This is a genomic window from Salinivibrio sp. VYel1 (assembly GCF_009377945.1).
GTDB classification, from domain to species: domain Bacteria; phylum Pseudomonadota; class Gammaproteobacteria; order Enterobacterales; family Vibrionaceae; genus Salinivibrio; species Salinivibrio siamensis.
The window spans coordinates 177599-203238 of sequence record NZ_RSAM01000001.1 but is presented as its reverse complement, the minus strand read 5'-3'; the positions used below and the strand labels follow the sequence as shown (position 1 = coordinate 203238).

The following is a 25640-nucleotide window of genomic DNA, read 5'->3' as shown; positions in this document are numbered from 1 at the left end:
TATGTCTGCAACGGACGTACCTCAGAGTCAACGCACACTGACACGTAAAGAGCACTACGCTAAACAGTTGGTTTATACCCTGCTAGCACATGTTGATGAAGCGTGTATTTCTCTGGTTGATGAGCAGGGCCAAACCTTACAGTGTGGTGATCCTCAGGCACAATTACATGCATCCGTGCTGGTACACGACCCACGTTTTTACACCCGGATTTTAACCGGCGGTAGCATTGCGGCGGCCGAGGCTTACATCGATGGTTGGTGGGAATCACCGAACTTGACCGACGTTATTCGCGTATTTGCTCGCAACCTTCCTGCTATCGACAGAATTGAAAAGCACACTGGCTGGCTGGTGGGACTAGGGAACAAGCTTGCTCACTGGCGCAATCGCAATGAAAAAGAGACCGCGCGCCGCAATATCGCAGCGCATTATGACCTCGGCAACGACTTGTACCGTCATTTTCTTGATGAGCAAATGCTGTATTCCAGTGCTATTTACACTGACAAAGAAATGACCCTAGAGCAGGCCCAAGTGGAAAAGATGGACCGGCTCTGCCGACAGCTGGCGCTGACCTCTAACGATCATTTGCTCGAGATTGGCACTGGCTGGGGAGGAATGGCGGTCTACGCGGCTAAGCATTACGGCTGCCGCGTGACCACCACCACGATTTCACAAGAGCAATATGCTTGGGCAAAAGCCTGTGTCGAGCGAGAAGGGCTGGAAGATAAGATCACGCTGCTACAAAAAGACTACCGCGATCTGACCGGCGAATACGATAAGCTGGTATCGATTGAAATGATTGAAGCGGTGGGGAAAGAGTATCTAGATACCTTTGTCCGTCAATGTCAGTCATTGCTTAAGCCCAGTGGTTTAATGGCCATTCAAGCGATCACCATTGCTGATCAGCGCTACGAGCATTACAGCCGTAACGTCGACTTTATCCAAAAGCATATTTTCCCCGGAGGGTTTTTACCCTCAGTGAGCGTATTGTTGTCTCACCTCACCGCTCAAACTGATTTTGTGATCAGAGACCTAAAAGACATCGGCTTGGATTACGCACAAACCTTGGCTGATTGGCACACACGCTTCAATCAGCAGACGGAGGTACTGCGCGATTACGGCTATGACGATCGTTTTGCACGTTTGTGGCGCTATTACTTTTGTTATTGTGAGGGCGGCTTTAAGGAACGTACGATCAGTGCGGTCCAGCTACTCCTAAGCCGTCCTGCTTGGCGAGAGGCATAATCTGTGCGCTTTGTCGTTATCTCTTTATTGTTCAATGTTTACTGGTTTTCGGCGGCGCTTGGCCCGCCAAGCTTTCAGTGGTTAATGGTCGCGATGCTACTAGGCGCGATCCTTTATGACCGCAGCGTGATGTGGGCCATTGCCGTGCTTACGCCTGTTGGGTTGATTGGAGATAGCTTATTACTCCACACACAGTGGTTAGCGGTTGATACCGAGTACGTTGTGATGCCGTTGTGGCTACTATTACTCTGGCTAGGATTTTGCAGCTTTGCGTGGTTAATGCGTGAGCTTATCCTCGCACGCGCATTTTGGTTTATGGCGGCGCTGGGCAGTTTGGGTGGCGCAAGCAGTTACTGGGCAGGAGAGCGTTTAGGGGTTTTAAGCTTCCCAGAGTCCATATGGCTCACTGGCGCGGTGCTGATTGGCACTTGGTTAGTCTACAGCATCATCCTGATTAATCTGATGCAATGGCTGCAACACCAGTTAGATGTCCGTTCTGTCGCGACAAGGAGAGAGCCATGAATAAGTGGGTGAAACACCTTGTATTAATGCTCGCGCTCGCAACGCCTTACGCCACCATGGGGGCGACCTCGTCTTCAATGACATGGCAAAGCTGGCCACAAGTTGGCGAAGCGACGCTAACTTGGGGTTGGTGGACGATATATCAGTCATCACTGCGCTCACCGACCGGGCGTTATCAAGCGCAAGCGCCTCATGCTTTAGTGATTACCTACGCGCGCGATATCAGTGACCAACGACTGATGAAAGCAACAAACGATCAATGGGAGCACTTGGGCTTTTCGGAAGCACAACGAACGCGTTGGCAACAAGCGCTGGACAATGCATGGGGAGAGATAACAGAGGGCGATCGTCTTGCGTTTGTTCGCCACGCGCAAAAGGGCGTTTTTTACGCTCAGCCAAAAGGGAAAGACTGGGAAAAGACCTTGACGGTCAAGGACATCGAATTGGCAGATGCCTTTCTCGCAATCTGGTTATCAGAAGACACTGACTATCCAGATCATCGTCGAGCATTATTAGGAGAAACGCCATGAGACAAGTGACGCAGACGATAGGCAAAATTCTGACGGTATTGGTGAGTGCTTTGCTATTGGCGGCGTGCTCTGCCGACATTGAAGACTATCAAGGGCGCAAGCCAGACTTTAACTTGTTTGAGTACTTTGAGGGACAAACAAAAGCGTGGGGCATGGTACAAGATTTTACCGGCGAGCAAACCCGACGCTTCGTTGTCGATATCGACGGTGTGGTAGAAGGCGACACACTGACACTGGATGAATCCTTTGTGTATGCTGATGGCGAAACGCAAACCCGGGTTTGGACGATTAAACGTCACTCTGATGGCACTTACACGGGGACGGCGGGCGATATCGTCGGGACAGCAACAGGTGTTGTGGCGGGCAATGCGCTTAATTGGCGTTATGATTTAGTGGTTCCCGTCGGCGATAGCGAATATCAGATTCACTTTGATGACTGGATGTTTCGGCAAGACCAAGATCGCCTTTTTAACGTTACCTCAATGCGCAAGTGGGGGATTGAAGTAGGCAAAGTCACGCTGTTTTTTGAGCGGGTGGAGCAATAGTTCGCGAATAGGACGAGTCAGAGGCGTTAACCAACACCTCTGGCCAATCCGATTGCGCGTTGAATAATCCAGCGCAGCAGCTTGGGAATGGGGGCTTTTAACTCATTCTCGGTATAGGCGATGATCGCCAACGCGGCGTCAGGCTTGGCATAGCGTTTTAAGGCTTTGGCGATAATACGTTTGTCATTCATGTGGGGCTGTTGACTGGTGACGCCGGCCATGTCGCGAAACAAAGGCTCATAGCCGTTGTTGTACAAGTAGTGCTCAATATCTCTATCAGGCAGCACGGTTAAACGCGCGCCCTCTGGTTGATGCTCTATTTGCCCGCGCGCCGTCGCAGCGTACTTCTTACCAGCCATATCACCATCCGCCACCAAATGCCATTCAATACCTAATGCTTTTGCCGCCTTGATAAGCGGGCGTAATCCACTTTGGGCAAACTCGATAAGGTGTACACCCTCTGCAGCTAAGTCATAACCTTGCAATCGCGCTAGCTCGTTAAACAGCCATATCTCCGTTTCTCCTTCCACCAGCAACCAGCAGCGTGCAAATAGCGCACTGGGTCGGTGAAAACGGACATGGAAGGTCACGCGGCGGCGCTCGTCTTTGCTAAGAAGGTGAGGCGGTACTTGGTGGCTATGCGTTTCAGTGGGGTGTCGCACCAGTCGGCGAATATGATCCAGTTGTACGCCCGCGAGCAAGTCACCGCTGTTTGTGGTGAGCAACTTTTGCATCGGCATCAACTGAATCAAGCGCCACGCTTGATTCAGTAAGGTTGGATGAAGTCGCCCTTCTGGATCTTCAAATAACATCACTGGCCGCGCATTACGTTTGAGCTGTTTTGGCCCGCGCGCCCGGACAAATGCACTCAATAAGCCCATGAGCACGAGCCGACTTTGATTAGAGGTATTGGCGGCCACCGCTTCGAGCGGGTGCATTTGGTTATGAGTGATGGCTAATGCGCCCGGGGCATGAATGGGATAAGGATCGCGGTCATGCTCGTAGGCGGCAAAATAGTGATCGAGCAATTGACGCATGGCATGCAGGCCACTTTTTATCTCGCCTTTATTCACATGGCCGGGCATCATCAACAGGCGGCGATAGGTGTTGTCTAGCCGCTGCTCAAGGCGGGTGTTATCTTTTGTCACTGCTTGCCCTGGCACGCGCATGCGTCTGGCATCACGCACACGAACAACTGGGTGAATTTGCATTAGGTGGCTGGCGAGCGCGTCGCTGTCTGCTTGCTCAATAATATCGCCTTGTGAGGATAAAAACTCTCTCCGTACCGCGACTTTACTTTCTTGGATGGTGGCGCTTAAGCAATAATCAAGGGTTCGACACCCCGCGTTGTTCCCATTCCAAACGGGTTTAAAACGACGATAGCGGCGCGCTTTATGCTCACCGGGGAAGCTCTCTTGCCAGCGAAGGATGATTTGAAACTGTTGTTCAGGCAAGACACCTAAGACATGGTCAACGTGAAAGTCCGACCGTTTAAACTGGGGTTTATCGCCACTTGGGTGCAATGCAATTTCTAGCGCATCAAGCAGAGACGATTTTCCCCATGCATTTTCACCGATTAAAACGGTCAGCTCATCTACTTGCAGTGACAGGCGATTGATACCACGAAAGCCTGCTATTTCAATTCGGTCTAGTCTCATCGTCACCTCTGTTTTACAGTATGACACCTTCACTAAAAAGGAAACCAAACCCGTGATGGTTTTGTGCTATATGCCTGATTTATTGCATTTAAGCGAGCGCATGTTAGCGCCAGATTTGCGATATGGCGGTGAGCCAAACCCTGATATAGTGTTTAACATGAGTTATCTCGCCCCTAATGGGCAACGACTAAGAGACCGTCATGCTATCATTTGAAGCTTTGCAAGTGCTTGATGCCATTGAGAGAAAAGGAAGTTTTGCCGCGGCAGCTGAATCATTGAATCGTGCGCCATCATCGCTGAGCTATCAGGTTCAGAAGTTGGAAGACGAGCTCGGTTTAGTCATCTTTGACCGTTCAGGGCATCGTGCAACCTTCACCGATGCCGGGTATTTATTAGTTGAACGCGGGCGCATGCTGTTGAACGCAGCAGATGAAATGGTGGCCGACGCCGCTTCTCTGGCGCATGGTTGGGAATTAGAAATTTGCTTAGCGTATGACGGGTTATTTAAAAGCCATTTCTTCTTTCCCTTGATTGAGCGCTTGGCGAAAAAAAGTAATACACGCCTTAAGCTGTCGGAACAAATATTGGCAGGATGTTGGGAAGCGCTAGCTCAAGACCGCACCGATGTGTTGGTGGCACCCATTCCCGACACAGTGCCGCAGGGCATCAAAGTTCAGCCTTTGGGCGATATGAGTGCCTACTGGGTGGCAGCGCCCGACCATCCTATTCACAAAGAAGCGCGTCCCGTAGAGCCTGATGTGCGTGCCAAATATCGCGGGGTGGCGGTGGCGGATACCGCGCGAGGTATGCAACCTAAAACCTTCAATGTGTTAGAAGACCAACCACGGCTTACTGTCAGCTCAATGCACGATAAGTACGCAGCCATCTTAAACGGACAAGGGATCGGTACCTTACCTTGGTTCTGGATACAAGATGACCTTAATACGGGTCGTTTGAAACGTTTAAAAGGCGGAGAGCCATTCGAGTTAACGCTCGGGCTGGCGTGGAAACGCAACCGAATGGGCAATGCTAAGTCATGGTTAGTACGCCAGCTTCCCAAGCTACTTGAACCCTACTTACAAGCTGGGGATATGCCTATTGCTGACAAGTCGATGAAATAGGGGGACGCTCGCTCGTCTTTAGCCGCGATCAGTGAGTCCGATCGCACGGCGTACGAACACAGTCGAAGACCGCCGAGACGCTCTTAATCGTTAATCGGCGGGTTTGGGTGCAAAGACAGTTGCATATCGACAATGCCATCTTCCATTTGCACATCAATACTAAAACCACATTTTTGTGCCAATGCGATCATCCCACGGTTATTGGGCATGGTCATCCCGGTGATCCGCGACAACCCCGCTTGACGACCATAATCGATGATCGCTTGCATGAGCACGCGACCTAACCCCACTCCTTTTAGGTCGGAGCGCACGAGCACGGCAAACTCAGCGTCGGTGTTTTGTGGGTCAGCCAGCAAGCGTGCTACCCCCCAAATCTCTTCTTCGCCAGACGCAAGATGACAAGTAGCCACGAGTGCCATTTCACGGTCATAATCAATTTGGGTTAAATTAGCGAGCGCTTCATGGTTGAGCTCGCCGACGTCAGAAAAAAAACGACGATACAAATCTTCTTCGGACACTTTTTCTACGAAGGCTTTGTGCGTCGGCTCGTCTTCGGGGAGGATGGGGCGCAGTAGAATGGTCTGCCCGTTTTTGAGCTGGATAGACTGCTCAAGCTCTTTCGGGTAGGGGCGTATCGCTAACCGCTTTTGTTGACTACCTGCGTAATTGCGCAATCGTAGGGATGCATCCAAAATAGTCAGCTCATTGCCAGACACCAATAAAGGATGAATATCGAGTTCATCAATTTCGGGGCAATCAATGATCATCTGTGACAGGGTCACTAAAAAGCGACACAAACTGGCAATATCAATGGAGATCGGAAAACCACGTTGTTTGATTTTGCCGCTCTTTATCGCGCCAATGACCAGATAACGTGCCAATGCCATGTTTAATGGCGGGATCGCAACGGCGGCATCTTTGGTCACATCCCAATCCGAGCCTCCCTCACCCAGCAGAATAATGGTACCAAATACGGGATCGTTGCTGATGGTGACCCGCAATTCTTGCGCGCCAGCGCGGGAAGCCATGGATTGAACAAGTAAGCCTTGAATTCGAGCCTCTGGAAATGTGACCGCGACGCGATCAACAATTGCTTGGGCGGCATTTGCGACTTCGGCGCCGGTGCGTAGATTGAGCATCACGCCTTGTACATCGGATTTATGGCGAATATCTGGGGAGCGGAGTTTTACCGCCACAGGATAGCCGAATTGCTCGGCAATTTGTGCCGCCTCGACGGAATCGGTGGCGAGCCATGTCGATATCACTTGCATGCCATAGGCTTCGAGCAAGGGACGGACTTCATGGGTGGTTAAGGTCAAATGCTCGATATCTTCTGCTTGATCGATAAAGGCGCGAGCGGCGGGCAAGTCGTAGTCCATACTCCCGGTTGATGTGGGCGTTTCCATTAATTGCTTTTGATTGCGTCTGTATTCTACAAGGTGCATGTAGGCGGTGACGGCGCTTTCGGGTGTGCGATAGGTCGGGAACCCGGCGTGGGTAAAAGCGAGACGCGCGACCGTGGCATCATCGCCTTCGCCTTGCCAGTTGGTCAGAATATTGAATCGACGCGCGCGCCGGTTTTCTTTGAGTGAATGGATTATGGCCTTAGCGGTTGCCAGTCCTGGTGCGGTGACAGAAGGAGAGTGCATGATGAGCACAGCATCGGCATCGTCACTGTTTAGTACGATATCAATCACCGCTTGATATCTTTGCATGTCGGCGTCACCAACAATGTCAATGGGGTTAGTTTGCGACCAACTTTTGGGAAGGACCTGGTGCAATGCGTCGAGCGTCTGCTCGCTGAGCGTGGCCAGTTTGCCACCGGCATCCATGAGCGTATCGACGGCCATCACCGCCGGCCCCCCCCCATTGGTAATAATCGCAAGGCGTTCTCCGCGAAGTGGTACCGAGTGAGAAAGCGTTTCAACAGCGGCAAAAAGCTCGTGGGTATTGTTGACACGTAGCATCCCCGAGCGGCGAATAGCCGCATCATAAGCGGCATCTAAGCCAATGTTGGTATGACTGAGCTGCTCGAGTGCAACAGAGCCACCTCGTGTGCGGCCACTTTTAAGCACGAGAATTCGTCGATTACGGGCAGCGGCACGAGCAGCTGATATAAATCGGCGCGCGTCGCGTATAGAGTCGACATACAGCAAAATGGCGTCGGTTTTACTGTCGCGACAAAGAAAATCGAGTAACTCTGGGAAGTCGATATCGCTCGCTTCACCGAGCGAGATAAAGGTGGAAAAGCCGATGCGTTTGTTCCGCGCCCAATCTAAGATGGTGGTACAAACGGCGGCTGATTGAGACACAAAGGCAATATTGCCTTTATTGGCGGGTACTGGCGCAAACGACGCATTGAGATTGAGCCAAGGTAAGATCATGCCAAGGCTATTGGGACCGAGCACCCGCATGGTATATTTCGCCGCAATCTGTTGCATAGCATCGTACTGACTTACCCCCTCAGCATTTAATTGCCCCCGCATTCCCGCTGCTAGCACAATCACGAGCTTTACCCCGCGCTCGCCAAGCTGCTCAATAAGAGGAGGCGTGATCTCGCCACGCGTACAGAGGATGGCCAAATCAGGCACCAAGGGGAGACCTGCCACTGTTTTGTAGGCCAAGATACCGGCGACCGCTTGGTACTTGGGTGTCACGGGCATGATAGGGCCTTGGAAGCCGCCGGATTGCAAATTGCGTGTAACAACGTAGCCTGCACGACCACTGTGATCAGAGGCGCCCACCACCGCGATGGACTTTGGCTTGAGGAGTTGATCGATACCGGCCATGATGCCCTCCGTTGGTTTGATGAGTGCTTGCTTGTGGTGCGCAATGGCGCAAGCGTGTTCACAAGCCAGTTTATCGGTTCGCGCTTGAATTCAACGGTTTTTTTTAACGCAATGTGATCTCGGCATGGCAGAAAGTGAACCGTGAGATAGACTAAAAAACGACGTTTAACATGACTATCTGTGAGCTGTAGCCGGAAACCTCGTGCAAGAGGATAACTTTTGGTTGAATGGCTACTGGGTCGGGGGCACAATGAAACAAACTTGGATAACTGACAGAATCACAATGAAAAAATTGGGCTTACTGGCCATCGCGATACTGCTAACTGGGTGCAGTAGCGGTGGCGTTACCACTGAAATCTACAGTCAGACAATTGAATCAACTGACAAGCGCGATGCCGCGCAAACGGCAGACGCCGAGCCAATGATGAACACGGCCAAGCCTGAGCCGAAGCCGGCACCGAAAAAGCAAACGGTGAAATCAGCGACGCAAGGCGCTGGGTATACCATCCAAGTCGTTGCCCTTAGCCATGATAGAGGGTTCAGTGATTATGCCAAACGGCTTCCGAGCGACCAGCCATTGTGGAGCAACAAAAAAATGGTAGATGGTTTGCCTTGGTACACCTTGTTGTATGGTGAGTACCCAAGCCGTGATGCGGCCAAGCGTGCGATTAAAGCGCTGCCACAAACGATTCAGCAATATGGTCCTTTTGTACGCGATATTGGTAAAATAAAACGGTCTTCAACACCTGAGATGATCCGTATAAATTAATTCGCAAATTGGTGTGGTTGAAAAGAGCTGGCGAATGCCAGCTTTTTTGTTGCGTGGCGTTTATCCCTGTATTGTGGAGACGCATTGGCAGCACAGATTGAACAAACCTGCAGCAAATGGGCTCTAATCAACCAATAAAACGTCTCTGATAGATGAAAGCGAAACGGCATTTGTCTACTATGGCGTTAATGTCCGAATAGCGCGTTTCGACGCGTGATGAGAGAAGAAAATGACCAAACTCAACCTGCTTTTGTTATGCGGCGGCGGCGGGGCAGAACATGATATTTCCCTCGTGTCTGCTCAGTATATTGAATCACAATTGGCTAAATTACCGCGCATTAAGGTGCACAAAGTTGAAATGACCCAAGACGGGTGGCGCCTTGATGATGGCATGCGCTGTCACCTCGATACAGATGGCAACCTGTGCAGTAAAGTAGAACACACGCAAATTCACTATGTCGTGCCTTGCCTTCATGGCTTCCCGGGCGAAACAGGCGATATTCAGTCATTACTGACGATCACTGGCCTTCCTTATTTAGGGTGTGACGCGGAAGGTAGCCAGATCTGTTTTAATAAAATAACGTCAAAGCTATGGTTTGATGCACTGGGCATCCCCAATACTCCCTATGTGTTTATCACCGACCAAGGCGAGCAGAGTCAAGCACGTGCCTCCGCGTTTTTAGCCGACCATCAGGCGGTGTTTGTGAAAGCGGCGAGCCAAGGCTCCAGTGTGGGTTGTTACCACGTAACGGATGCAGCGCAGCTACAAGCGCGGATTGCCGATGCATTCACCTTCTCGGACCAAGTATTGATCGAAAAAGCCATCAAGCCGCGTGAATTAGAAGTGGCGGCGTTTCAAGTCGGCGATGAGATCATAGTGACGCGCCCTGGGGAAATCCGTTGCCCTGAAGGGAGCTTTTACACTTACGAAGAAAAGTATAGCGAGGGTAGCCACAGTAATACCTACATTGAGGCAGAAGATCTGACCGAAGACCAGGTCGAGGCAATTCGTTCATACGCACATCAAGCATTCAAGCAACTACGTTTAAAAGATATGTCGCGTATCGATTTCTTTTTAACGGAAGACAACGAAATCTTAGTTAATGAAATCAATACGTTTCCTGGCATGACACCTATTTCTATGTTCCCCAAACTGGTGGAGCACCATGGCTTGGCATTCCATGAATATTTGGCATCCTGTATTAGCACGGCCACGGGCCGGCGGGTTAATTGATTAATCGGTGAGCTTTTTGCGTCGGTAACGCGACTTGGCTTGCTCACTAGCTACCGTGTTACCGACATATTGCGCTGGCATGGCTGGGCTTTTCCAACGTCCCATATACTGAATTTGTTTAATGGACATTCCCTGTTTCGCCAGCGATCGGCTCGCTCCCACACGCGGTGACTGGCCGGAAAAGGTGACGGACTCATCCAACAGCGCACTAGCTCGTCGAAAGACACGATAAATCGATGATGGGTCAAGCGGCGCTTCTCCCAACTGACCATGCTTGTTGATTCGCCGAAGTAGGGGGCCTTGGCGGATCCCTGTTTTGTCTAACCAGTCCATCAATAACCTAGCGACAGATTCAGACAGTGGGACGCGCTGGTCTCTCACCATAATAAATGCTTGCGCCTCGACCGTGATCAGGTCATCTACCGACAGGGCGGCTAGCTCGCTGCGTTTTAATAATCCTTCGTATGAGAGCGACCAAACTAAACGATCACGTATGTCTTTTAAGCGCTTTGAACGGGCAAGCTGTTGGTTTAACGCCGCTAGATGATGAGATTGAAAGGGAGTGGCCTCTCGGCTTTCTGGTAACTTCGCGTGGAGTAGGCGCGCCATTGCGTACTTTACTTCCCGGTGTTTACTGGGATCTTTAAATTGGTGAAGCTTGTGCACCAAGCCGACGGTAATAACCATCCTACGCACGGCTGAAATCTTACGCCGATTGGCTGTTATTTCAGCAAAACGGCGCAGCGTGGTGACAGCACAAGGAAGTGGCGTCACATTCTGTTCTTGGCAGAAGGCAACGAAAACACGCCAGTCATTACGATAACTCAACAGCGAGTTTTGACTATAGACGTTTTGCGTGACAGAAGACCATTCTTCAATGCTCAATGTGCCTGTATTAAAGCGAGCTTGACTTTCTTCAATATCACTAGGGTCTAAAGGCAATAGTCTTTTCATAACGCACTATAACTTGTTGTTAATAACCCCAATGTATCAGACTTTAGTGGGGAATGTTTGAAATATATCTCAATTCGCCTACTCCTTAGTCTAACAGCCGCTTGTGCGGGTGAAATTTCTCGAACAACGCGTGATAATAGTCTAAAAATGAAAGATGTTCGTACGCCATGTATGTGTATCGGATTATTGTTCGCGAAAGGAGATAACCATGACTCGACGCCTTTTTCATCGTGGTTATACGATTGAAAAGACAGAAGGTGGTAATGAGACCACGGAGGTTTACCGGGCTAGAGTCGCAGGTAAATCGATCTCTGGCAGTTTGCAGAATGTAAAAAAGTCAATCGAGTGGTGGGCTGACACAAACACATTCGTGGAGCCCGCTGATTTTGACGATGAAGAGAATGACGTATCGTCAAAAAAGCAGGTGGAAGAATATAAAGGTTTTCGTATCATGAACGACGACCCAGAAAAAGATGAAAAGGGCTGGTACATGATTGTACGCGGTAACTTAATGAAAGGCTCGCTGCCCGCACTCAAACACTTTATTGACAAAAATGCAGAGCAACTCCGCGCTTAAGAGGGAAAGTCACTGAGTGGCTCTCCCTGTCATCGGCTGCTATGTGGATTCAGCTTTGATATAGTGTGCCCAAACGCTTCAACGATACAGAATTATGTCTGATAATAATCATTTAGTTTACTCGACAGAAACTGGCAGAATTAAAGCCGAGCCAGAAAAGCCAAGCCGCCCTAAAGGTGATGGCATCGTTCGTATTCAGCGACAAACCAAAGGGCGCAAAGGTAAAGGCGTCAGCCTGGTAACTGGGTTGGATCTTGATGATGGCGCGCTGAAACTGCTCGCCGCTGAACTTAAAAAAGTATGTGGCTGTGGTGGCGCAGTCAAAGATGGTGTTATTGAGATCCAAGGGGACAAACGCGATGCCCTCAAGGCGCATTTAGAAAAGAAAGGCCATACGGTGAAACTGGCAGGTGGCTAGGTGTTAAAAACAACATCCTAATAGCAGTAAAAAAGGCAGCCCACGCTGCCTTTTTGTATTCCGCCTGATTTAAACTTGGCCTTCAGCATCAATCAAGGCATCAAAGCGCTCATTACCATGCAATGATTCAAAGTCCGCTTCTTCACGGGCGGCTTCGCGCAGCGACGCACTTTCTGCAACCGCCAGCTCTAAGTCAGACACTGCCTGATCTTCAGCCCCCAATCGCGCATAGGCGCACGCACGCTGGAAGAGGGCGTTGGCATTACGTTCATCCACTTCCAGTACGCGGTTACTGATGCTCAGCGCCCAATGGTATTCGCCCATTTCCATTGCCGCATCCGCTTTATGGGTGAGCGCCTCGAGGTCACCTGGGCGAATTTTCAGGATTTCATTGTAAATTTCCATTCGCTGCTCAGGCGTCTGCGAGTGTTGAGCGCGTAGCCATAAGTTGTGGATCTCATTGATACGCTCAATCTCTTTGTTGTTTTCAGCAATAATGCGTGTTTTACGCTTCAAGTCCCGCTCCAAGGCTTGGAACTTGCGTTCATATTGCTCTGCAATCTCTGACAGTTGTTGATCGGCCAACTCTTTGGTATTGGTTTTTATATCGCGCAAAGACTGCCAACCCACCAATGCAATCAATGAGGCCGCACCGGCTATCAAATAAAAGAAGTAGGTCACCGTCACGTTGGCATAGTTCAATGACTTATCCGCTACGTCCAGCTCACGATCGGTAATTTCCGTCACCATTCGCTTTTCTAGCGCCTGGAAATCTGTTCTTAAGTTTCGGATTTCATCCAAAACGTATCTTTCCATCAACGGCTTATCGTAGATACTTTGCTCAGCATACGACGTCGGCTCTTTCGCCGCTTTGGTATGCTTGACATCGTTTTCATCTTCAGCAATAACACTGAAGCTTGCCAACGCCACGAGCAAACAAGCCCAAATGTGCGCTTTCATGGTTATCCTTATGTAACGAATCAGTTTAGAACTAGCGAGACTTTAGCAAACCTTCTGCAGACTAAAAAGGTTAACAGGTGGAATTCGCCGATAAGATGACTTTTCACAATCCGTCGCCCTACACGTGCCATGATTGATACGCTAAGCACAGCACATACTCGCCTTGACAATAACCATACTGACAATCATATTGGATGTATATAAGTCAAATATTGCTGACATGGTGAGCGAAATGAACCAATCCATTTTAGACGCAGTCATGAATGCAGAGGGTATCGTCGAACCAAGCAAAATGGCCGCGTTCTTCCATACCAATTTGAAAGAAATCGCGTCTTTGTCTGGATTACCTTATTCCACGTTAAGCCGCACAGAGCGATACTCAACGATCAAGGCACAGCAACAACTGCGTAACTGCACAGAAGTGATCAACCGAATCCTTCCGTGGACGGGAAATGAATTTCATGCCTACGCATGGTATCGGAGCGAAGGGCTACCAGAGTTTGGCGGATTAACCGCAGAGCAACTGGTTAAACACGATCGAATGGACGCGCTGAGAGCCTACCTTAACCATACGACCGAAGGCGGTTATGCGTAAAGAAAAGCTACAGGAATACCTATTTCGCTTTGAAGGTGCGGTATTTCGTGGCCATAACCCTCGCTGGTCATACGCGCCTAACATTGGGGAAGGAGCAAGACGCAATGGTGGACGCTTTAACCCCAAAGGCGTTGCCGCTCTGTACACCTCATTGTCTCAATCGGGTGCATGGGTAGAGGCTCAGCAGGGGTTTCGTTTTAAAGCTCAGCCTTTGACAATATGTCAATATGATGTCGACTGTGACAATGTACTCGACCTGACCGATGAGACAGTGCTGCTAAACTGTGGCATCAAGCCCTCGACGCTAAGCTGTGCTTGGTTAGATCAAGTGACCCAGAGCCAAACTCCCGATAGTTGGCACTTATCGAAACAGCTTATCAGTGCAAAGGTCAACGCCATTATTGTGCCCAGTTTTGCGCGTGGCGCCCCCCGAGGGATGAAAAACATCGTATTTTGGCGATGGAGTGATACGCCACCCAACATGGTTAAAGTGATTGATGACTTTGAACGGCTGCCGCCATCACCTTACTAGCGCCACCCGCCAAGGTAAGTGAAGCCCCAGTGTTTGCCAAAATAGCTTGGTATAACCCGTAAAGCCGTTCCGTCTGGCTCATCACCGCGCGCTTGAAGCATCTCAGATCAAGCGGAGCATTTGAACTGAGTGGGTTAAAGAAAGTGGTGATTAGCTATTTTATGGTAAATATCGTTTATGGTGAATGATGGGCAAGCATGAATACACGTCGCTAAGTAGGGCGACAGTTGTCGTAATGGCGCATCAGCAGCGCTCTATATGATAAACAACAAACCTCGTTTTACTTCAGCACTCCCAAATAATATTTAACATAACATACATAATGCGCACTAAGGATGTATTTGTTAACACGCAATCGTGTCGATTACGCCATTGCGTAAATCTTCTCGACCTGACTGATTTCTTTTCCGTTCCAAATCATTTCTGCATGGAAGCATTGTATGACGTCGCTAACGACTTGTGGCGTAGACATCGCCCAACAGCTCCCTTTTTCATTTCGTACTGAGTTGTAGCGGATCCCTGTTAATGTATCATCTTGCCGAACCTGACGACCAAGCGTCTGTGCCGCGGAGTAATCAATAAGGTCGTAGATTGGATCGGTCATTGGCTTATCGCGCACATCAATCACTTTATCGTCATCAAATGTGAAACGAAGCGCCCTAAACACCAAGCGATCATAGTGAAGCCCATTAACATGAGTCCAATACTTGCGCTGGTGATACATGACTTCCTTTAAAGCGGTTTGTTCGGTGTCGCCGATATACAGCATTCCAAAGCTGCCATCAGCGAAACGCGAACCATCACGATTAATGTGAGTAAAGGCAGCGACAGCATAGCTACGCCCACGCTCACAGTGGTACGGGATTTCTTCCGGCTTAATCAGGGATACATCGCCCACTTCATCGCGAATACGTGGATTCGTCAATGCTTGCAGTTGATACATCACCTCAAAGTCCTCAGGGTTGAGGACATCATCAAACAAGTCAATCGTCGGGTACTTAGACGGAATAAGCCTATATCCTACCGCTTGATTTTCTCGAGCATTCAGCATTTTATCCCCACTGACCGGAACGTAACGCGTCGACACGACAGAACACTTCGTAGAGGTCAGCAAACTTGCCGCTACTAATAATAGATAAAGGAGTCCGCCCTTCAAAGTAAGCGTTTTTGTTCTCCATAGACATGAAACCCTGAACGTTCTCTTGATTATCGAAGATGATTCGAAGACTACCGTGGATGTTTGCGATGTAGCTTAAACGCTCAAGCTGATCATCATCCATAGATATCGTGTCTGGGTTAGCCTTGTACTTTTGGAACGTAGACCTTGGTATGCGAAGAATTCGTTGCATGTCTGCTCCGGTACATCCCCATCCTTCCATTATGTTTACAGCAGCCTTGAAGCCGACCTGAGCCATTCTCTTCTTGTCTGCCGCTTTTAGTGCTTGTGCTGCTGTCATATCATTCACCATTTCATGTTTGCACACTCTCATTGTGGACCTAATGTTTAATTTTGTCCACAATGAGACCGATAACCTTACACAGCTCGCGACATTTTTTCGTCTTGGGTTGACCAAACCTCGCAACCATATCAACGATCTAAAGCATTCTTCTGATTTCGCCCTTTTGTATGCCTTAGCGCATTTAACAGCGACGCGTTATCACTCCTCATCTCGCTTGGATTGATTGGCATGTCGATGTCCGATAAAGTGCTGATAATACGTCGTCAATGCGAGTGAGCTTTATGATAAAAACAGCTTTGGTGGGTTTTGGCTTTTCTGCCAATACATTTCATGTTCCTTTTCTGAGCGCAATCTCTGAGTTTGCTATCTCAGCTGTCGTGTCCAGTAAACCCGATCAGGTTGCACAACGGTTACCTAAAGCGGCCTGCTTTGATGATCTCAGCACCTTATTAGCACAACAAGCCCCGGATTTGGTGGTGATCACCACGCCCAACCATCTCCACTACCAACATGTTAAACAAGCATTAGAAGCCGGTTGTCATGTCTTAGTGGAAAAGCCTTTTGTCACCAATAGTCGTGATGGCCTTGAGCTGGCCGCGCTGGCTAAACAGAAAGGCTTAGTATTGTGCCCCTACCATAACCGCCGCTGGGATGGTGATTTTCTCACTCTGAAAGGCTTACATCTTGCAGGCGAGCTCGGTGACATCAAAGTCATGCACTCTAGCTTTAATCGCTACCGTCCAGAGGTTCGTCAACGGTGGCGTGAGCTACCAGGTGAAGGCGCCGGTATCTTGTATGATTTGGGCTCACATTTAATTGACCAAGCACTGCACTTATTAGGGGATCCGAATGCGGTTTCGGCCAGTTGCCGCGCACTCCGCCCAGGCAGTGAGACGACAGATTACTTTCAAGTCACCCTGCATTACCCAGACAAAGAGGTGGTTCTCTCCTCAAGCCCCTATCGATCTGGGACCACAGAGCGTTTTGTTGTTCATGGTGAAAAAGCGACCTTTAGTACGTTTGGTTTAGATATCCAAGAGGATCAACTACGCGCCGGTTTAATGGTCACCGTCTCCGGCTTCGGAGAACAAGCGTATCAGGGAATGCTTGAAATTGGTGACAGTGTCACACCTGATCCCTTGACCTTAGAAGATGGCCAATACCATCGACTATTCGACGGGTTAGCTCAGGCAATTACAAATGACCAACCCTCGCCTGTTTGCCCTATCTCCGCCAGCAAAGTTATCTATGCCATTGAGCTGGCACAAACAGCCTCTGATACGGGCAGTCGCCAACCCTGGCAGTTCCAAGCCTAACCCTCACCAATTGATGAATAAAGCTTAGCTACATTGACAGATGTGACTGAGCTTTTGTCGAACAACCACTAAAGTTATAGTGCATTATAATGCCAAAATGTAGCCCAGAACATGGCAGGGCTACAAAATTCGGCGCGTATTACGCGAGAGTAAACTGATACACCATCATCAATAGGAGCAACCAAAACACTGAAACACGCCACTTGATAAGTGCCATTAAACCTAGCGCTATCGGCAATAAATCAAGGGGTTGCGTATAGGCAGACACCCATACAGGTTGGTAAAGCGCGGCAGCGAGTAACCCCACGACACTGGCATTAATGAGGCTGATCGCACCGGCTAAACGAGGCTGCGTTTTCACCGCCTCCCAGATAGGTAAAACACCAAACATCAGCAACGCGCCAGGCAAGAAAATCGCGATAGTGGCAATAATACTGCCCCAAAGCGGTGACAAGCCATCAATACTGGCACCAAGGTAGCTCGCCATCGTGAACATTGGGCCAGGCACAAGCTGTGCCGCCGCATACCCTTCAATCAACGCAGAATCTGTGACAACGTCACCAACTATGGGCTCAAGTAAAGGTAGCACGACATGGCCACCACCAAACACAAAGCTCCCTGCCTGATAGAAAAGATTAAACACTTGTACCCAAAGTGTCTGGTTAAACAACCAAGGCACCGTTAGCAATAATAAAAACAGGCCAATAATAATGGCACTACGACGCCACGCAATAGACACGGCAGTGTGGCTCTGCTGCGGTTTTGCAAACCCTATTGCGCCAATCATGCCGGCGACCAAAATGGGCAGAACTTGGTACAACACGCCTGAAGGCGTCAGTAACAACCACAATGCCGTTATAACTGCGACAGCGGCAGTCACCCACGAGCTGACAAACTTTTTACCCATCGACACCGTCGCATCAATGACGACCACCACCGCCAATAACTTCGCCGCACTGATGATCGTTGCCACCCAGTCTGCTGCCTGCGCACCACTGTTTAGTACCGCCACTGCTGTCAATAAGGCAAAGGAAGGTAAGGTAAACGCCACAAATGCGCCGAACGCCCCCAGGTACCCTGCACGCTGATAGCCAATATACATGCCTAACTGGCTACTTCCCGGACCGGGTAAAAACTGACTGATTGCCAGACCCGAAGCAAATGTTTCTTCGCTTAACCATCGCTTATTTTTGACAAAAACCCGCTCAAAATAACCCACATGGGCGGCGGGCCCACCAAAGGACATACAGCCCAACAAAAAAAACTGTTTGATCAACTCAATCATTGCTCACCTCCTGCTAAGAGTGTATGCGAATAGAACAATGAACAAAAACAAGACATTTCGATTAAATGAATCGATTAAATTAATAAATAAAAAAGGCGTAGCGCCGCATAATTGTGATGTGTAAGTTTACAACACAAACAAGAGTGAGTACTTACAACTATAAAAGTTAAGTGTCCACTCAGAGAAACAGTAATTATTTTTACATATAAAACAATATTTTGCATGTTGTAATGATTATCGTGATAATGAGGGTAAGGTGATCATCTGTCGCTTACAAAGGCAAAAAGTCGTGCTCTCATAGAAGTGTCGAAGTCACAACATATTCGCATTTAATAAAATAGATTCGAGGCAGCATAGATGACTACCCTAGACGAACATAATGCGTGACATTGTCACACACATTCCTGACCACCGACGTTATGTGGTAGTCTCACGCTATTGATGAAATGGATGTGCGTAGAATGCTCGATTACCTTCAACAAATCGTTGTGCTAGCCGCTGTTGCACAAGAGCAGCACTTTACTCGCGCAGCAGACAGGCTGGGAATTTCGAAGTCTCAGGTCAGTAAACAGGTTCGCTATTTAGAGGATCGCTTAGGTGTGCAGTTGGTGCAGCGCAACACCCGCTCTGTTTCCCTTACCGAAGTCGGTAGCAGATATGCGGAGTATGGCAGCCAGTTGATCGCTACCTTGGACGAAGCGGAAGCGATGGTGGCAGGCTATCGCAATGAAGTAACAGGAAAACTAAAAATTGGGGTCGCACAGTCGTTTGGCAATACATTAATGACGCGCCACTTCGCTAAATTCCGCCAAGCTTATCCAGCGCTTAATCTTAACATTAACCTTTTTGACCATCGCCCTAACCTCGTCGAGGAAGGCTATGATTGCTGGGTCGCGATCCATGAACATCCTCCTGAAGGCATGGTGGCGCGAAAGCTGGCTGATTGCCAATTTAAACTGGTCGCGGCACCCAGCTACCTAGAAGCGAGAGGCACACCACAACAACTGGGTGATTTGCGTCAGCACGATTGCATTACCTATCAAAGCCGTGAACGCCGCTATGATAAATGGCCGTTTGTCAAAGCGGGCATAGAGCAAGTGGTGCATGTTAGCGGACAGTACACAATAAATAACGCGCCCGCTGTGCTAGAGGCGGTAAAGGCGGGACTTGGCATTGCCTATTTAGCTACTTACCTTATCAACGAGGAAATAGAAAAAGGCGAGCTTATTGAGCTCATTCCTGAATGGAAGCCTTGTCTTGAGTTACCCATTTACATTGTTTACCCAAGACGCAAGCATCTCGCGCCCAAAGTGAGAGAGTTTGTCGACTTTATGCTGCAAGAAATTGGCGATCCCCCGACTTGGGATCGCCCTTAATTGTGACGCCGTCACTTATCGCTGCTCAGCAGTGAGACCGCTGGTTGGCGTATTGGAGGTTGGCACCGTCTTTGATTGGTTGAGTACCGGGTTTGCGTACATTTGGCGCAAGTAATCACGTGCCGCGTCGGGAGCCTGAGCAAGCTTTTGCTCATATAAGCGCTGCTCTGCTGGCGTGACACTGTCATGTTCTACCCCAGCGGCAATATAATTTGCGGGGTATAAACGGTATAACTGGTGGATTTGCGCATCAATTTTCGCAGCCATTGACTCGGGCGTGTCTTGTGACAACGTCACAGGTTCACCAAACGCCACGTGCACATGCCGTTTATCTCCGACAATCCCTTTCACAATGGTTTGAATGTCTTCAAACTCGCTTTTTTCGTAGGCGCCAAGGCGGTTGACCGCATCTAATTCAGTCGCTTTGTCCACATCACACGGGTCATTTTGATAAGAGATAGCCACAGGCACCACATTCAGTGCCTCCATATAGGCATCAAACGCTTGCTTACGTTTTCGTCCTTCCATGAAGAACATTTTTAAGATCGCCGGATCCGTGACATCTTGACCGGTCTTTGCCCGCCCCTCACGCTGAGCAATCCAGATAGATTGCCCCTCATCCAGCGATAAGCGTAAATAGGCAGAAAGCTGTGATAGCGACTTCATCATTTCACGTGGTGCTTTGGCAGAGCGTTTGACGATAAAGCTTTTATTGAGCTTCATCAGCTCGGTCGCACACGGCTTACGCAATAAGTTATCACCAATGGCAATCCTCACGGTATCAAGCCCTTGCTGGTGCAAGCACCAGTTTACTAACGCGGGATCCATGGCAATATCTCGGTGATTCGAGACAAAGAGGTACGCTTTATTCGGATCCAACTTTTCTATGCCTGAAACCGTGACTTTGTCGCACGTTGTTTTAATCATCTTGCGCATGTAACTGGCAACATGCAGTTGAACATCCTGCACTGTTTTGATGTTGTTCCACTTTTTGGTTAGATACAATTTAAGCGCTGGCTTTAAAAGCCAACCAAGTGGGCCAGACGCATGTGGATAGCGATAAGACAAGATCGCATTAATGAACTCATCATCTTGGATGAGGCGCTGAATCGCACTGGGAACTTCGTCGTCGTGATAAGGACGAATCTCTTGATAGGGATCGTTAACTGTCTGCACTTTCTTCCATTATATCGAGTAAAAACCGCGCCATTCTACGCAGTCAACAAAGGATTCAAAGTGAACCCACCGAAATTTTACACAGGTTGGAGGTCAGACCTTCAAGCGGGTTAAGAGTTCCACTTGCCGTCCTTGACTTGACCTCGACAACAAAAGTGATCACCATTGCCGCCTTATTACATCGAGACACGGTTATGAAGAACACGAGCGAATACACTCTTTATCACACACCCTCATTGATATTCACCCCTCGAAAGCGCCGCTACACAGCGAACCTGCTTTATGTTGAGGACGGTTTGGTGCTTGTTCGCTTAGGAAAAAAAGATATCCCTGTCTATACCGGTCAGGGGTTCTGGCTACCTTTTGAGTGCCTTCACGCACTGACCATCACGCCCGATACCCGTTTACACCAATTGGCCGTATCACCACGCACACAACACCCTCTCCCTGAGCGCGTGGGGCATGTTGTTTTGCCTCCATTACTGACCGCTGGCTTGATGGAACTTGGCACGCCGACAGCATCTGTATTAACGGCACAGCAATCGCATCACATTCAAGCCGTGCTGCTTGACCAAATCATGCATCTGGCTCCGACGCAACAACTCGATGCGCCCACGCAAGCGCTGGCAGATTGTGTGGCGTGCGCCCAAACAGGTCAGCCACCGGTGAGCGCGGCGCAACACTACCAATTACAAGCACTCACCCAGCTAACCATTGCACAACTGCAAGAGTATTTTACTGTTCGACAACTCAGAGCGGCGATAAAGTCCGGTAAAACACCGCAGCGCGCGGCTGAGTCGGCCGGACTCTCCACAGCCGACGCTGACACCCTGTATACCCGCTATGCCTGTGTGTTTGAACGCTAAACGCGCGTGTTCTTGAAAACGCACCGATAGGCCGTTAGCGACAAAAGACCGTCTCGCTCAGCTGTGCTGCGATACTGGGTGTGGTGAGATCATCAATCGGTAAGCCTTGCGCCAGTCGTTCACGAATATGTGTACTACGCACCACCACCGTCTCAGGCATCCCTAAGACTGACCAGCGAGAGAGTATTTGCGCACTATGCGCAAATTGGTCAAATTTGAGCAAATTATCAGGGCCAACGACGAACGTGAGTGCTGCATCAGGGTAATCGCGCTGTAACGCGGAAAGCAGCATGTATGTCGTGACAGCGTCACCTTTTTGCCCTAACGACGCCTCTCGCTGACACACGTGTAGATTCGGTAAGCGCAAATCATCAATCAATGCCTGTACCCACCCGCATCGTGTCTCGTAAGGTGCCATCATTTTGCCCCATGCGTGTTTATAACTTGGCACTAGCAGCACCTTGTCAAAATGACACAATTGCGCCAAAACAGACGCGTGGCCTTGAGTGGGTGGATTAAATGCACTGCCAAATACGGCTATTTGCTCTGTCATTATACGCTCTTCGCCAAGTCATTCTCGCGTTTAGGGATTACGGGAGATGATGCCATGAATCTGACCAAAAGCCTAACCTGTCGCCATCAACGTGAGGAGATTCACTCGCGCTATACCCAAGCCAACAGAGATCATGCACAATAACCCCATAGCGTCTTCATTTACATCGTATGCCAGAGTGATTGAGAGGAACATAAGATGGAACACCAGATCCGCGAAGCCATGTGCGTTCAACCGAATATCGATCCTGAGACAGAGATCCGTCGTCGCATCGCTTTTATCAAAACCATGTTGCAACGTTCAGGGACACGTAGCCTCGTGTTAGGTATTAGTGGTGGTGTCGATTCGTCGACATGTGGACGACTGGCACAGTTAGCCGTTGAAGAGCTTAACCAAGAAGCAAGCAACGACCACTATCAATTCATTGCGGTTAGGTTGCCCTATGGCGAACAAAAAGACGAAGACGAAGCGCAACTCGCACTGTCTTTTATTAAGCCGAGTAAAACCGTCACAGTAAACGTTAAGCCGGGTGTCGATGGTAACCACCAATCGGTTTTAGACGCGGTATCTGCCGTTGGCCTACTGCCCGATAGTGATAGCCGTATTGATTTTGCTAAAGGCAATGTCAAAGCACGCGCAAGAATGGTGGCACAGTATGAAATAGCAGGATTAACCCAAGGGCTGGTCATCGGTACCGATCATTCAGCTGAGAACATCACGGGTTTTTATACCAAGTTCGGCGATGGTGCGTGTGATCTTGCGCCGCTCTTTGGTTTAAGCAAGCGCCAGGTTCGTCAACTCGCGGCCACATTGGGGGCGCCAGACATCTTGGTGCATAAAACGCCCACCGCTGATTTAGAGGACTTATCGCCGCAAAAAGCGGATGAAGATGCGCTACAGCTGACCTATGAGCAAATAGATGATTTTCTTGAGGGCAAGCCTGTCGATAACGCGGTTAAGGAGAAAATCATACAGGTTTACCAAGCCACGCAGCACAAACGTCAACCGATTCCGACAATTTATGATCTCGATAACTGATTGATGAACTAAAGCATTAAGGAGAAAAGCGTGTCTGGCTTAGTCTGAGTCAAGAGATGGATGCGTGCAGTTGATGATCTGGGTGCCGGTCTGCTTGTTGGCCGGCATCAATCAAGCCATCAAGCTCACGCCAGAGGTGATCACATAACCCTGGCCGATACACCGCGACCCGGAAGCCTCCATGCTCGCGTTGATATTGTAAAAAACGCGGCGGACTGTGCTCACTACTGGCAATCACATTGGCTAAACGGTCACAGGTTTTTACCACTAATGCTAGCCACGCAGCTTCATCGCTCGGATCGAGCGCGATCAAACGCTGGTTCAATGCGCGCTTTCTCTCTTCCCGGCTTGGCCGTCGGGGATCCGTCACGAGCATGACAGCTCTGGCAACCGTTGGGCCGAAAAGTGCTGAGATCTCGTCAACACGTGTGGCGGTATCTTCCAAAATGTCATGCAATTGCGCCACAATGCGTGCTTGCTCACCAAAGGGCGCGGCAATGCGCTCAACATGATCAAGGTGACAACGATAAGGCTGGGCACCATAACGTTGCAGTGCGTGCCGCACCCTCGCCCACTCGCGCGCCTTTTCAAGCCGATTGCTCATCCGACACTCCTTTTACTGATCTCCTTTAAATAAATCAGGGATTGGCGGAATTGTAAATAAAAAGGCGATTTGTTTGCAGCTTGTCTCACTCTTCAGACGAAGATGCCTGCGCCGCTTGCGCTCTGATTTCATTAGCAACGTGCATAATGGCCTCGCCACTGCTCATCCCTTCTGCCATCAGTGCATGAATGCGCTCTGCCGCTTCTTGCTGTTGTTCATGGTTTAACGTGACGCCATCAAACATAGGGAGCTCTCTTGGTGGTAAATCGTGATCAAAAAAAGGCAGGCCATTTTAGGACCTGCCTCATCATTTGTCATCATCAATAAAGGACTAGAATGTAAATGCCAGCTGAGCCGATCCGCCATAACTGTCGCTATCAATAATACTGGCAGCAATATCGAAGTTGGCCACACCAAAGGGAGACAACCCTAAACCGAGCGTAAACGCATTGTCGACGTTATCTTCAAGATCCGCGCGATAACCGGTACGTAACTGCGCATGACCAAAGGCATCAAACTCTGCCCCAACCCGGAAAAACTGGGTGTCATCGTCCACATCCAGGGTACCTTTAAAGCCCTTTTTCTTGTTCAAATCCAAATCCGCCGCGAGGGTGACAAAGTCAGATACAAAGGCTGAACCCAGCGTGACTTGCGGCTCAAGTTCATAGGTGAAACTGTGACCGGTTCTCGCGCTAGTCACAGTATCAACATCTTGGCTAACAAGGTTTTTACCTGCAAGCCCCACCCGGTAAGGGCCGGACTGCCAGACGGCGCCAAGGTCAAGGTTAAACGTGTTTTCTTCTTCTCGGTAGCGGCTATCATCCCAATCATCCGTATCGTAATCGTCGACCGCGACACCGTAATTATAGGTGGTAATTCTCTGTAGTTTCGGCGTCACACCCACCGCGACGCGCTGGCCGGCAATATCAAGGTTAGTCGCCAGTGCTATCCCTAACTCACCAACCCCGGCGGCGAGGATGGTTGCTGAGGATTCAGGTTCAAAAGTGCTATTGTTGTTCTGAGCTTTATTTATGTCTGAGTCACGGACGTCGGGTAACACCGCGCCCTCAATTAACCCTGAGGTATAAAGGGTGGCCGAGACAGAGCCAGTAGGAATGCCGACTGCGGCACCGACGCCTGCATTGAGATACGCTTTATCGCCTTGCACCGCTCTCAATGATTGTTCAATTTGATTGGCATCATTGGTATCAAACGCATCCGCCACATCATCAAGCCCATCAACCAGCTCATCAGGGTCACGCACCTCAGCGCCAAGATAAGGCACGAGAACACCAAACGCGCTGTCAGGGTCAAGCGCCGCCAAAGCAGGATTATGAAAGCCAGCAGAGAGGTAGTCGCCCGATGCGACACCCACTCCGCCCATCGCATTGCCGCGCGCATCGGTGGGATTGGTTGCAGCCATCGCACTAGCAGAGCACGTGGCTAACGCTAGAACAAGTGCTTTCGTTTTAAAAGTCATTGAGCGACCTCTATATTGTTTGTCTCGCTACTAAAAGCA

27 protein-coding genes are annotated in these 25640 nt (G+C 49.5%); 15 read left to right on the top strand and 12 right to left on the bottom strand.

Features of this window, described 5'->3' with window-relative positions; translation table 11 throughout:
* Position 1 precedes the first annotated feature (1 nt).
* Genes EHW58_RS00890 through EHW58_RS00875 form a run of 4 tightly spaced genes read left to right on the top strand, consistent with a single transcriptional unit; the run spans position 2 to position 2840 of the window.
* Positions 2 to 1243, top strand: a complete 1242-nt coding sequence (locus tag EHW58_RS00890) for a cyclopropane-fatty-acyl-phospholipid synthase family protein (protein WP_077606600.1) — start codon at positions 2 to 4, stop codon at positions 1241 to 1243.
* Between the two features lie 3 nt (positions 1244 to 1246).
* The gene (locus EHW58_RS00885) at positions 1247 to 1765 is read left to right on the top strand and encodes a DUF2878 family protein (protein ID WP_152794040.1); all 519 of its coding nucleotides are present in this window, start codon (positions 1247 to 1249) and stop codon (positions 1763 to 1765) included.
* Positions 1762 to 2295: a chalcone isomerase family protein gene (locus EHW58_RS00880; RefSeq protein WP_227986258.1), complete on the top strand. Its 534-nt coding sequence runs from the start codon at positions 1762 to 1764 to the stop codon at positions 2293 to 2295. The genes EHW58_RS00885 and EHW58_RS00880 overlap by 4 nt, the downstream gene beginning before the upstream one ends.
* Positions 2292 to 2840: a DUF3833 domain-containing protein gene (locus tag EHW58_RS00875; RefSeq protein ID WP_152794038.1), complete on the top strand. Its 549-nt coding sequence runs from the start codon at positions 2292 to 2294 to the stop codon at positions 2838 to 2840. The genes EHW58_RS00880 and EHW58_RS00875 overlap by 4 nt, the downstream gene beginning before the upstream one ends.
* Before the next feature lie 26 nt (positions 2841 to 2866).
* Here EHW58_RS00875 and EHW58_RS00870 read toward each other — a convergent pair whose 3' ends face one another.
* Positions 2867 to 4498: a DUF2813 domain-containing protein gene (locus tag EHW58_RS00870; RefSeq protein ID WP_077667965.1), complete on the bottom strand. Its 1632-nt coding sequence runs from the start codon at positions 4496 to 4498 to the stop codon at positions 2867 to 2869.
* 200 nt (positions 4499 to 4698) lie between these two features.
* Between EHW58_RS00870 and EHW58_RS00865 the strand changes: the two genes are divergently transcribed.
* Positions 4699 to 5619, top strand: coding sequence for a LysR family transcriptional regulator (locus EHW58_RS00865; protein ID WP_046075835.1), 921 nt, complete (start codon positions 4699 to 4701; stop codon positions 5617 to 5619).
* A gap of 83 nt (positions 5620 to 5702) precedes the next feature.
* Here the strand turns inward: EHW58_RS00865 and EHW58_RS00860 are convergent, their stop codons facing one another.
* Positions 5703 to 8408, bottom strand: coding sequence for a bifunctional acetate--CoA ligase family protein/GNAT family N-acetyltransferase (locus tag EHW58_RS00860; protein ID WP_152794036.1), 2706 nt, complete (start codon positions 8406 to 8408; stop codon positions 5703 to 5705).
* Between the two features lie 283 nt (positions 8409 to 8691).
* On the opposite strand from EHW58_RS00860, the gene EHW58_RS00855 reads away from it, so the two are divergent.
* Positions 8692 to 9177 (top strand): SPOR domain-containing protein, encoded by a 486-nt coding sequence (locus EHW58_RS00855; protein WP_152794034.1) that lies wholly within the window; start codon positions 8692 to 8694, stop codon positions 9175 to 9177.
* 229 nt (positions 9178 to 9406) lie between these two features.
* A complete protein-coding gene (locus EHW58_RS00850) occupies positions 9407 to 10411 on the top strand; it encodes a D-alanine--D-alanine ligase (RefSeq protein ID WP_077606604.1) in 1005 nt (334 codons plus the stop codon).
* Here EHW58_RS00850 and EHW58_RS00845 read toward each other — a convergent pair whose 3' ends face one another.
* A complete protein-coding gene (locus EHW58_RS00845; protein ID WP_152794032.1) occupies positions 10412 to 11365 on the bottom strand; it encodes a tyrosine-type recombinase/integrase in 954 nt (317 codons plus the stop codon).
* Positions 11366 to 11573: 208 nt separating this feature from the next.
* On the opposite strand from EHW58_RS00845, the gene EHW58_RS00840 reads away from it, so the two are divergent.
* Entirely contained in the window at positions 11574 to 11942 is a 369-nt protein-coding gene (locus tag EHW58_RS00840; protein WP_077523177.1) for a DUF3319 domain-containing protein, read from the top strand.
* Between the two features lie 94 nt (positions 11943 to 12036).
* The gene (yciH, locus tag EHW58_RS00835; protein ID WP_152794030.1) at positions 12037 to 12360 is read left to right on the top strand and encodes a stress response translation initiation inhibitor YciH; all 324 of its coding nucleotides are present in this window, start codon (positions 12037 to 12039) and stop codon (positions 12358 to 12360) included.
* 69 nt (positions 12361 to 12429) lie between these two features.
* Here yciH and EHW58_RS00830 read toward each other — a convergent pair whose 3' ends face one another.
* Positions 12430 to 13320 carry an alkyl sulfatase dimerization domain-containing protein gene (locus tag EHW58_RS00830; protein WP_077579138.1) on the bottom strand — a complete coding sequence of 297 codons (891 nt, stop codon included), beginning with the start codon at positions 13318 to 13320 and terminating at the stop codon, positions 12430 to 12432.
* Between the two features lie 232 nt (positions 13321 to 13552).
* Here EHW58_RS00830 and EHW58_RS00825 point away from each other — a divergent pair, with 232 nt between their 5' ends.
* Positions 13553 to 13915 (top strand): XRE family transcriptional regulator, encoded by a 363-nt coding sequence (locus tag EHW58_RS00825; RefSeq protein WP_152794028.1) that lies wholly within the window; start codon positions 13553 to 13555, stop codon positions 13913 to 13915.
* Positions 13908 to 14447, top strand: coding sequence for an RES family NAD+ phosphorylase (locus EHW58_RS00820; protein ID WP_152794026.1), 540 nt, complete (start codon positions 13908 to 13910; stop codon positions 14445 to 14447). The genes EHW58_RS00825 and EHW58_RS00820 overlap by 8 nt, the downstream gene beginning before the upstream one ends.
* 364 nt (positions 14448 to 14811) lie before the next feature.
* On the opposite strand, the gene EHW58_RS00815 is transcribed toward EHW58_RS00820, so the two are convergent.
* Both EHW58_RS00815 and EHW58_RS00810 read right to left on the bottom strand, forming a co-directional pair.
* On the bottom strand, positions 14812 to 15534 hold the full coding sequence (locus EHW58_RS00815) for an RES family NAD+ phosphorylase (RefSeq protein ID WP_370517123.1): 723 nt from the start codon (positions 15532 to 15534) through the stop codon (positions 14812 to 14814).
* Positions 15500 to 15904 (bottom strand): antitoxin Xre-like helix-turn-helix domain-containing protein, encoded by a 405-nt coding sequence (locus EHW58_RS00810; RefSeq protein WP_046076072.1) that lies wholly within the window; start codon positions 15902 to 15904, stop codon positions 15500 to 15502. Before EHW58_RS00810 ends, EHW58_RS00815 begins: the two co-directional genes overlap by 35 nt.
* Before the next feature lie 284 nt (positions 15905 to 16188).
* On the opposite strand from EHW58_RS00810, the gene EHW58_RS00805 reads away from it, so the two are divergent.
* Positions 16189 to 17223 carry a Gfo/Idh/MocA family oxidoreductase gene (locus tag EHW58_RS00805; protein ID WP_077606610.1) on the top strand — a complete coding sequence of 345 codons (1035 nt, stop codon included), beginning with the start codon at positions 16189 to 16191 and terminating at the stop codon, positions 17221 to 17223.
* Between the two features lie 139 nt (positions 17224 to 17362).
* Here the strand turns inward: EHW58_RS00805 and chrA are convergent, their stop codons facing one another.
* Positions 17363 to 18508: a chromate efflux transporter gene (gene chrA / locus EHW58_RS00800; protein WP_152794024.1), complete on the bottom strand. Its 1146-nt coding sequence runs from the start codon at positions 18506 to 18508 to the stop codon at positions 17363 to 17365.
* A 461-nt stretch (positions 18509 to 18969) separates the two neighbouring features.
* Here chrA and EHW58_RS00795 point away from each other — a divergent pair, with 461 nt between their 5' ends.
* Positions 18970 to 19884, top strand: coding sequence for a LysR family transcriptional regulator (locus EHW58_RS00795; RefSeq protein ID WP_152794022.1), 915 nt, complete (start codon positions 18970 to 18972; stop codon positions 19882 to 19884).
* A 15-nt stretch (positions 19885 to 19899) separates the two neighbouring features.
* Here the strand turns inward: EHW58_RS00795 and EHW58_RS00790 are convergent, their stop codons facing one another.
* Positions 19900 to 21060: a 1-acyl-sn-glycerol-3-phosphate acyltransferase gene (locus EHW58_RS00790; protein WP_046075864.1), complete on the bottom strand. Its 1161-nt coding sequence runs from the start codon at positions 21058 to 21060 to the stop codon at positions 19900 to 19902.
* A gap of 194 nt (positions 21061 to 21254) precedes the next feature.
* Here EHW58_RS00790 and EHW58_RS00785 point away from each other — a divergent pair, with 194 nt between their 5' ends.
* Positions 21255 to 21926, top strand: a complete 672-nt coding sequence (locus tag EHW58_RS00785) for a hypothetical protein (RefSeq protein ID WP_152794020.1) — start codon at positions 21255 to 21257, stop codon at positions 21924 to 21926.
* A gap of 34 nt (positions 21927 to 21960) precedes the next feature.
* Here EHW58_RS00785 and EHW58_RS00780 read toward each other — a convergent pair whose 3' ends face one another.
* Positions 21961 to 22479 (bottom strand): nicotinate-nicotinamide nucleotide adenylyltransferase, encoded by a 519-nt coding sequence (locus tag EHW58_RS00780; protein ID WP_152794018.1) that lies wholly within the window; start codon positions 22477 to 22479, stop codon positions 21961 to 21963.
* 198 nt (positions 22480 to 22677) lie between these two features.
* Between EHW58_RS00780 and nadE the strand changes: the two genes are divergently transcribed.
* Positions 22678 to 23517 carry an ammonia-dependent NAD(+) synthetase gene (nadE, locus tag EHW58_RS00775; protein ID WP_077606614.1) on the top strand — a complete coding sequence of 280 codons (840 nt, stop codon included), beginning with the start codon at positions 22678 to 22680 and terminating at the stop codon, positions 23515 to 23517.
* Between the two features lie 49 nt (positions 23518 to 23566).
* Here the strand turns inward: nadE and EHW58_RS00770 are convergent, their stop codons facing one another.
* The 3 genes from EHW58_RS00770 to traF form a co-directional block, all read right to left on the bottom strand.
* On the bottom strand, positions 23567 to 24121 hold the full coding sequence (locus EHW58_RS00770; protein WP_046075867.1) for an HD domain-containing protein: 555 nt from the start codon (positions 24119 to 24121) through the stop codon (positions 23567 to 23569).
* A gap of 85 nt (positions 24122 to 24206) precedes the next feature.
* Positions 24207 to 24365, bottom strand: coding sequence for a YoaH family protein (locus EHW58_RS00765; protein WP_077579155.1), 159 nt, complete (start codon positions 24363 to 24365; stop codon positions 24207 to 24209).
* An 87-nt stretch (positions 24366 to 24452) separates the two neighbouring features.
* The gene (gene traF / locus EHW58_RS00760) at positions 24453 to 25601 is read right to left on the bottom strand and encodes a conjugal transfer protein TraF (RefSeq protein ID WP_152794016.1); all 1149 of its coding nucleotides are present in this window, start codon (positions 25599 to 25601) and stop codon (positions 24453 to 24455) included.
* Positions 25602 to 25640 lie beyond the last annotated feature (39 nt).

What these genes read in the sequence shown, in the direction of transcription:
- EHW58_RS00890 (WP_077606600.1), top strand. Translation starts at nt 2, where the DNA reads ATGTCTGCAACGGACGTACCTCAGAGTCAACGCACACTGACACGTAAA.
- EHW58_RS00880 (WP_227986258.1), top strand. Translation starts at nt 1,762, where the DNA reads ATGAATAAGTGGGTGAAACACCTTGTATTAATGCTCGCGCTCGCAACG.
- EHW58_RS00875 (WP_152794038.1), top strand. Translation starts at nt 2,292, where the DNA reads ATGAGACAAGTGACGCAGACGATAGGCAAAATTCTGACGGTATTGGTG.
- EHW58_RS00870 (WP_077667965.1), bottom strand. Translation starts at nt 4,498, where the DNA reads ATGAGACTAGACCGAATTGAAATAGCAGGCTTTCGTGGTATCAATCGC.
- EHW58_RS00865 (WP_046075835.1), top strand. Translation starts at nt 4,699, where the DNA reads ATGCTATCATTTGAAGCTTTGCAAGTGCTTGATGCCATTGAGAGAAAA.
- EHW58_RS00860 (WP_152794036.1), bottom strand. Translation starts at nt 8,408, where the DNA reads ATGGCCGGTATCGATCAACTCCTCAAGCCAAAGTCCATCGCGGTGGTG.
- EHW58_RS00855 (WP_152794034.1), top strand. Translation starts at nt 8,692, where the DNA reads ATGAAAAAATTGGGCTTACTGGCCATCGCGATACTGCTAACTGGGTGC.
- EHW58_RS00850 (WP_077606604.1), top strand. Translation starts at nt 9,407, where the DNA reads ATGACCAAACTCAACCTGCTTTTGTTATGCGGCGGCGGCGGGGCAGAA.
- EHW58_RS00845 (WP_152794032.1), bottom strand. Translation starts at nt 11,365, where the DNA reads ATGAAAAGACTATTGCCTTTAGACCCTAGTGATATTGAAGAAAGTCAA.
- EHW58_RS00840 (WP_077523177.1), top strand. Translation starts at nt 11,574, where the DNA reads ATGACTCGACGCCTTTTTCATCGTGGTTATACGATTGAAAAGACAGAA.
- yciH (WP_152794030.1), top strand. Translation starts at nt 12,037, where the DNA reads ATGTCTGATAATAATCATTTAGTTTACTCGACAGAAACTGGCAGAATT.
- EHW58_RS00830 (WP_077579138.1), bottom strand. Translation starts at nt 13,320, where the DNA reads ATGAAAGCGCACATTTGGGCTTGTTTGCTCGTGGCGTTGGCAAGCTTC.
- EHW58_RS00825 (WP_152794028.1), top strand. Translation starts at nt 13,553, where the DNA reads ATGAACCAATCCATTTTAGACGCAGTCATGAATGCAGAGGGTATCGTC.
- EHW58_RS00820 (WP_152794026.1), top strand. Translation starts at nt 13,908, where the DNA reads ATGCGTAAAGAAAAGCTACAGGAATACCTATTTCGCTTTGAAGGTGCG.
- EHW58_RS00810 (WP_046076072.1), bottom strand. Translation starts at nt 15,904, where the DNA reads ATGACAGCAGCACAAGCACTAAAAGCGGCAGACAAGAAGAGAATGGCT.
- EHW58_RS00805 (WP_077606610.1), top strand. Translation starts at nt 16,189, where the DNA reads ATGATAAAAACAGCTTTGGTGGGTTTTGGCTTTTCTGCCAATACATTT.
- chrA (WP_152794024.1), bottom strand. Translation starts at nt 18,508, where the DNA reads ATGATTGAGTTGATCAAACAGTTTTTTTTGTTGGGCTGTATGTCCTTT.
- EHW58_RS00795 (WP_152794022.1), top strand. Translation starts at nt 18,970, where the DNA reads ATGCTCGATTACCTTCAACAAATCGTTGTGCTAGCCGCTGTTGCACAA.
- EHW58_RS00785 (WP_152794020.1), top strand. Translation starts at nt 21,255, where the DNA reads ATGAAGAACACGAGCGAATACACTCTTTATCACACACCCTCATTGATA.
- EHW58_RS00780 (WP_152794018.1), bottom strand. Translation starts at nt 22,479, where the DNA reads ATGACAGAGCAAATAGCCGTATTTGGCAGTGCATTTAATCCACCCACT.
- nadE (WP_077606614.1), top strand. Translation starts at nt 22,678, where the DNA reads ATGGAACACCAGATCCGCGAAGCCATGTGCGTTCAACCGAATATCGAT.
- EHW58_RS00770 (WP_046075867.1), bottom strand. Translation starts at nt 24,121, where the DNA reads ATGAGCAATCGGCTTGAAAAGGCGCGCGAGTGGGCGAGGGTGCGGCAC.
- EHW58_RS00765 (WP_077579155.1), bottom strand. Translation starts at nt 24,365, where the DNA reads ATGTTTGATGGCGTCACGTTAAACCATGAACAACAGCAAGAAGCGGCA.
- traF (WP_152794016.1), bottom strand. Translation starts at nt 25,601, where the DNA reads ATGACTTTTAAAACGAAAGCACTTGTTCTAGCGTTAGCCACGTGCTCT.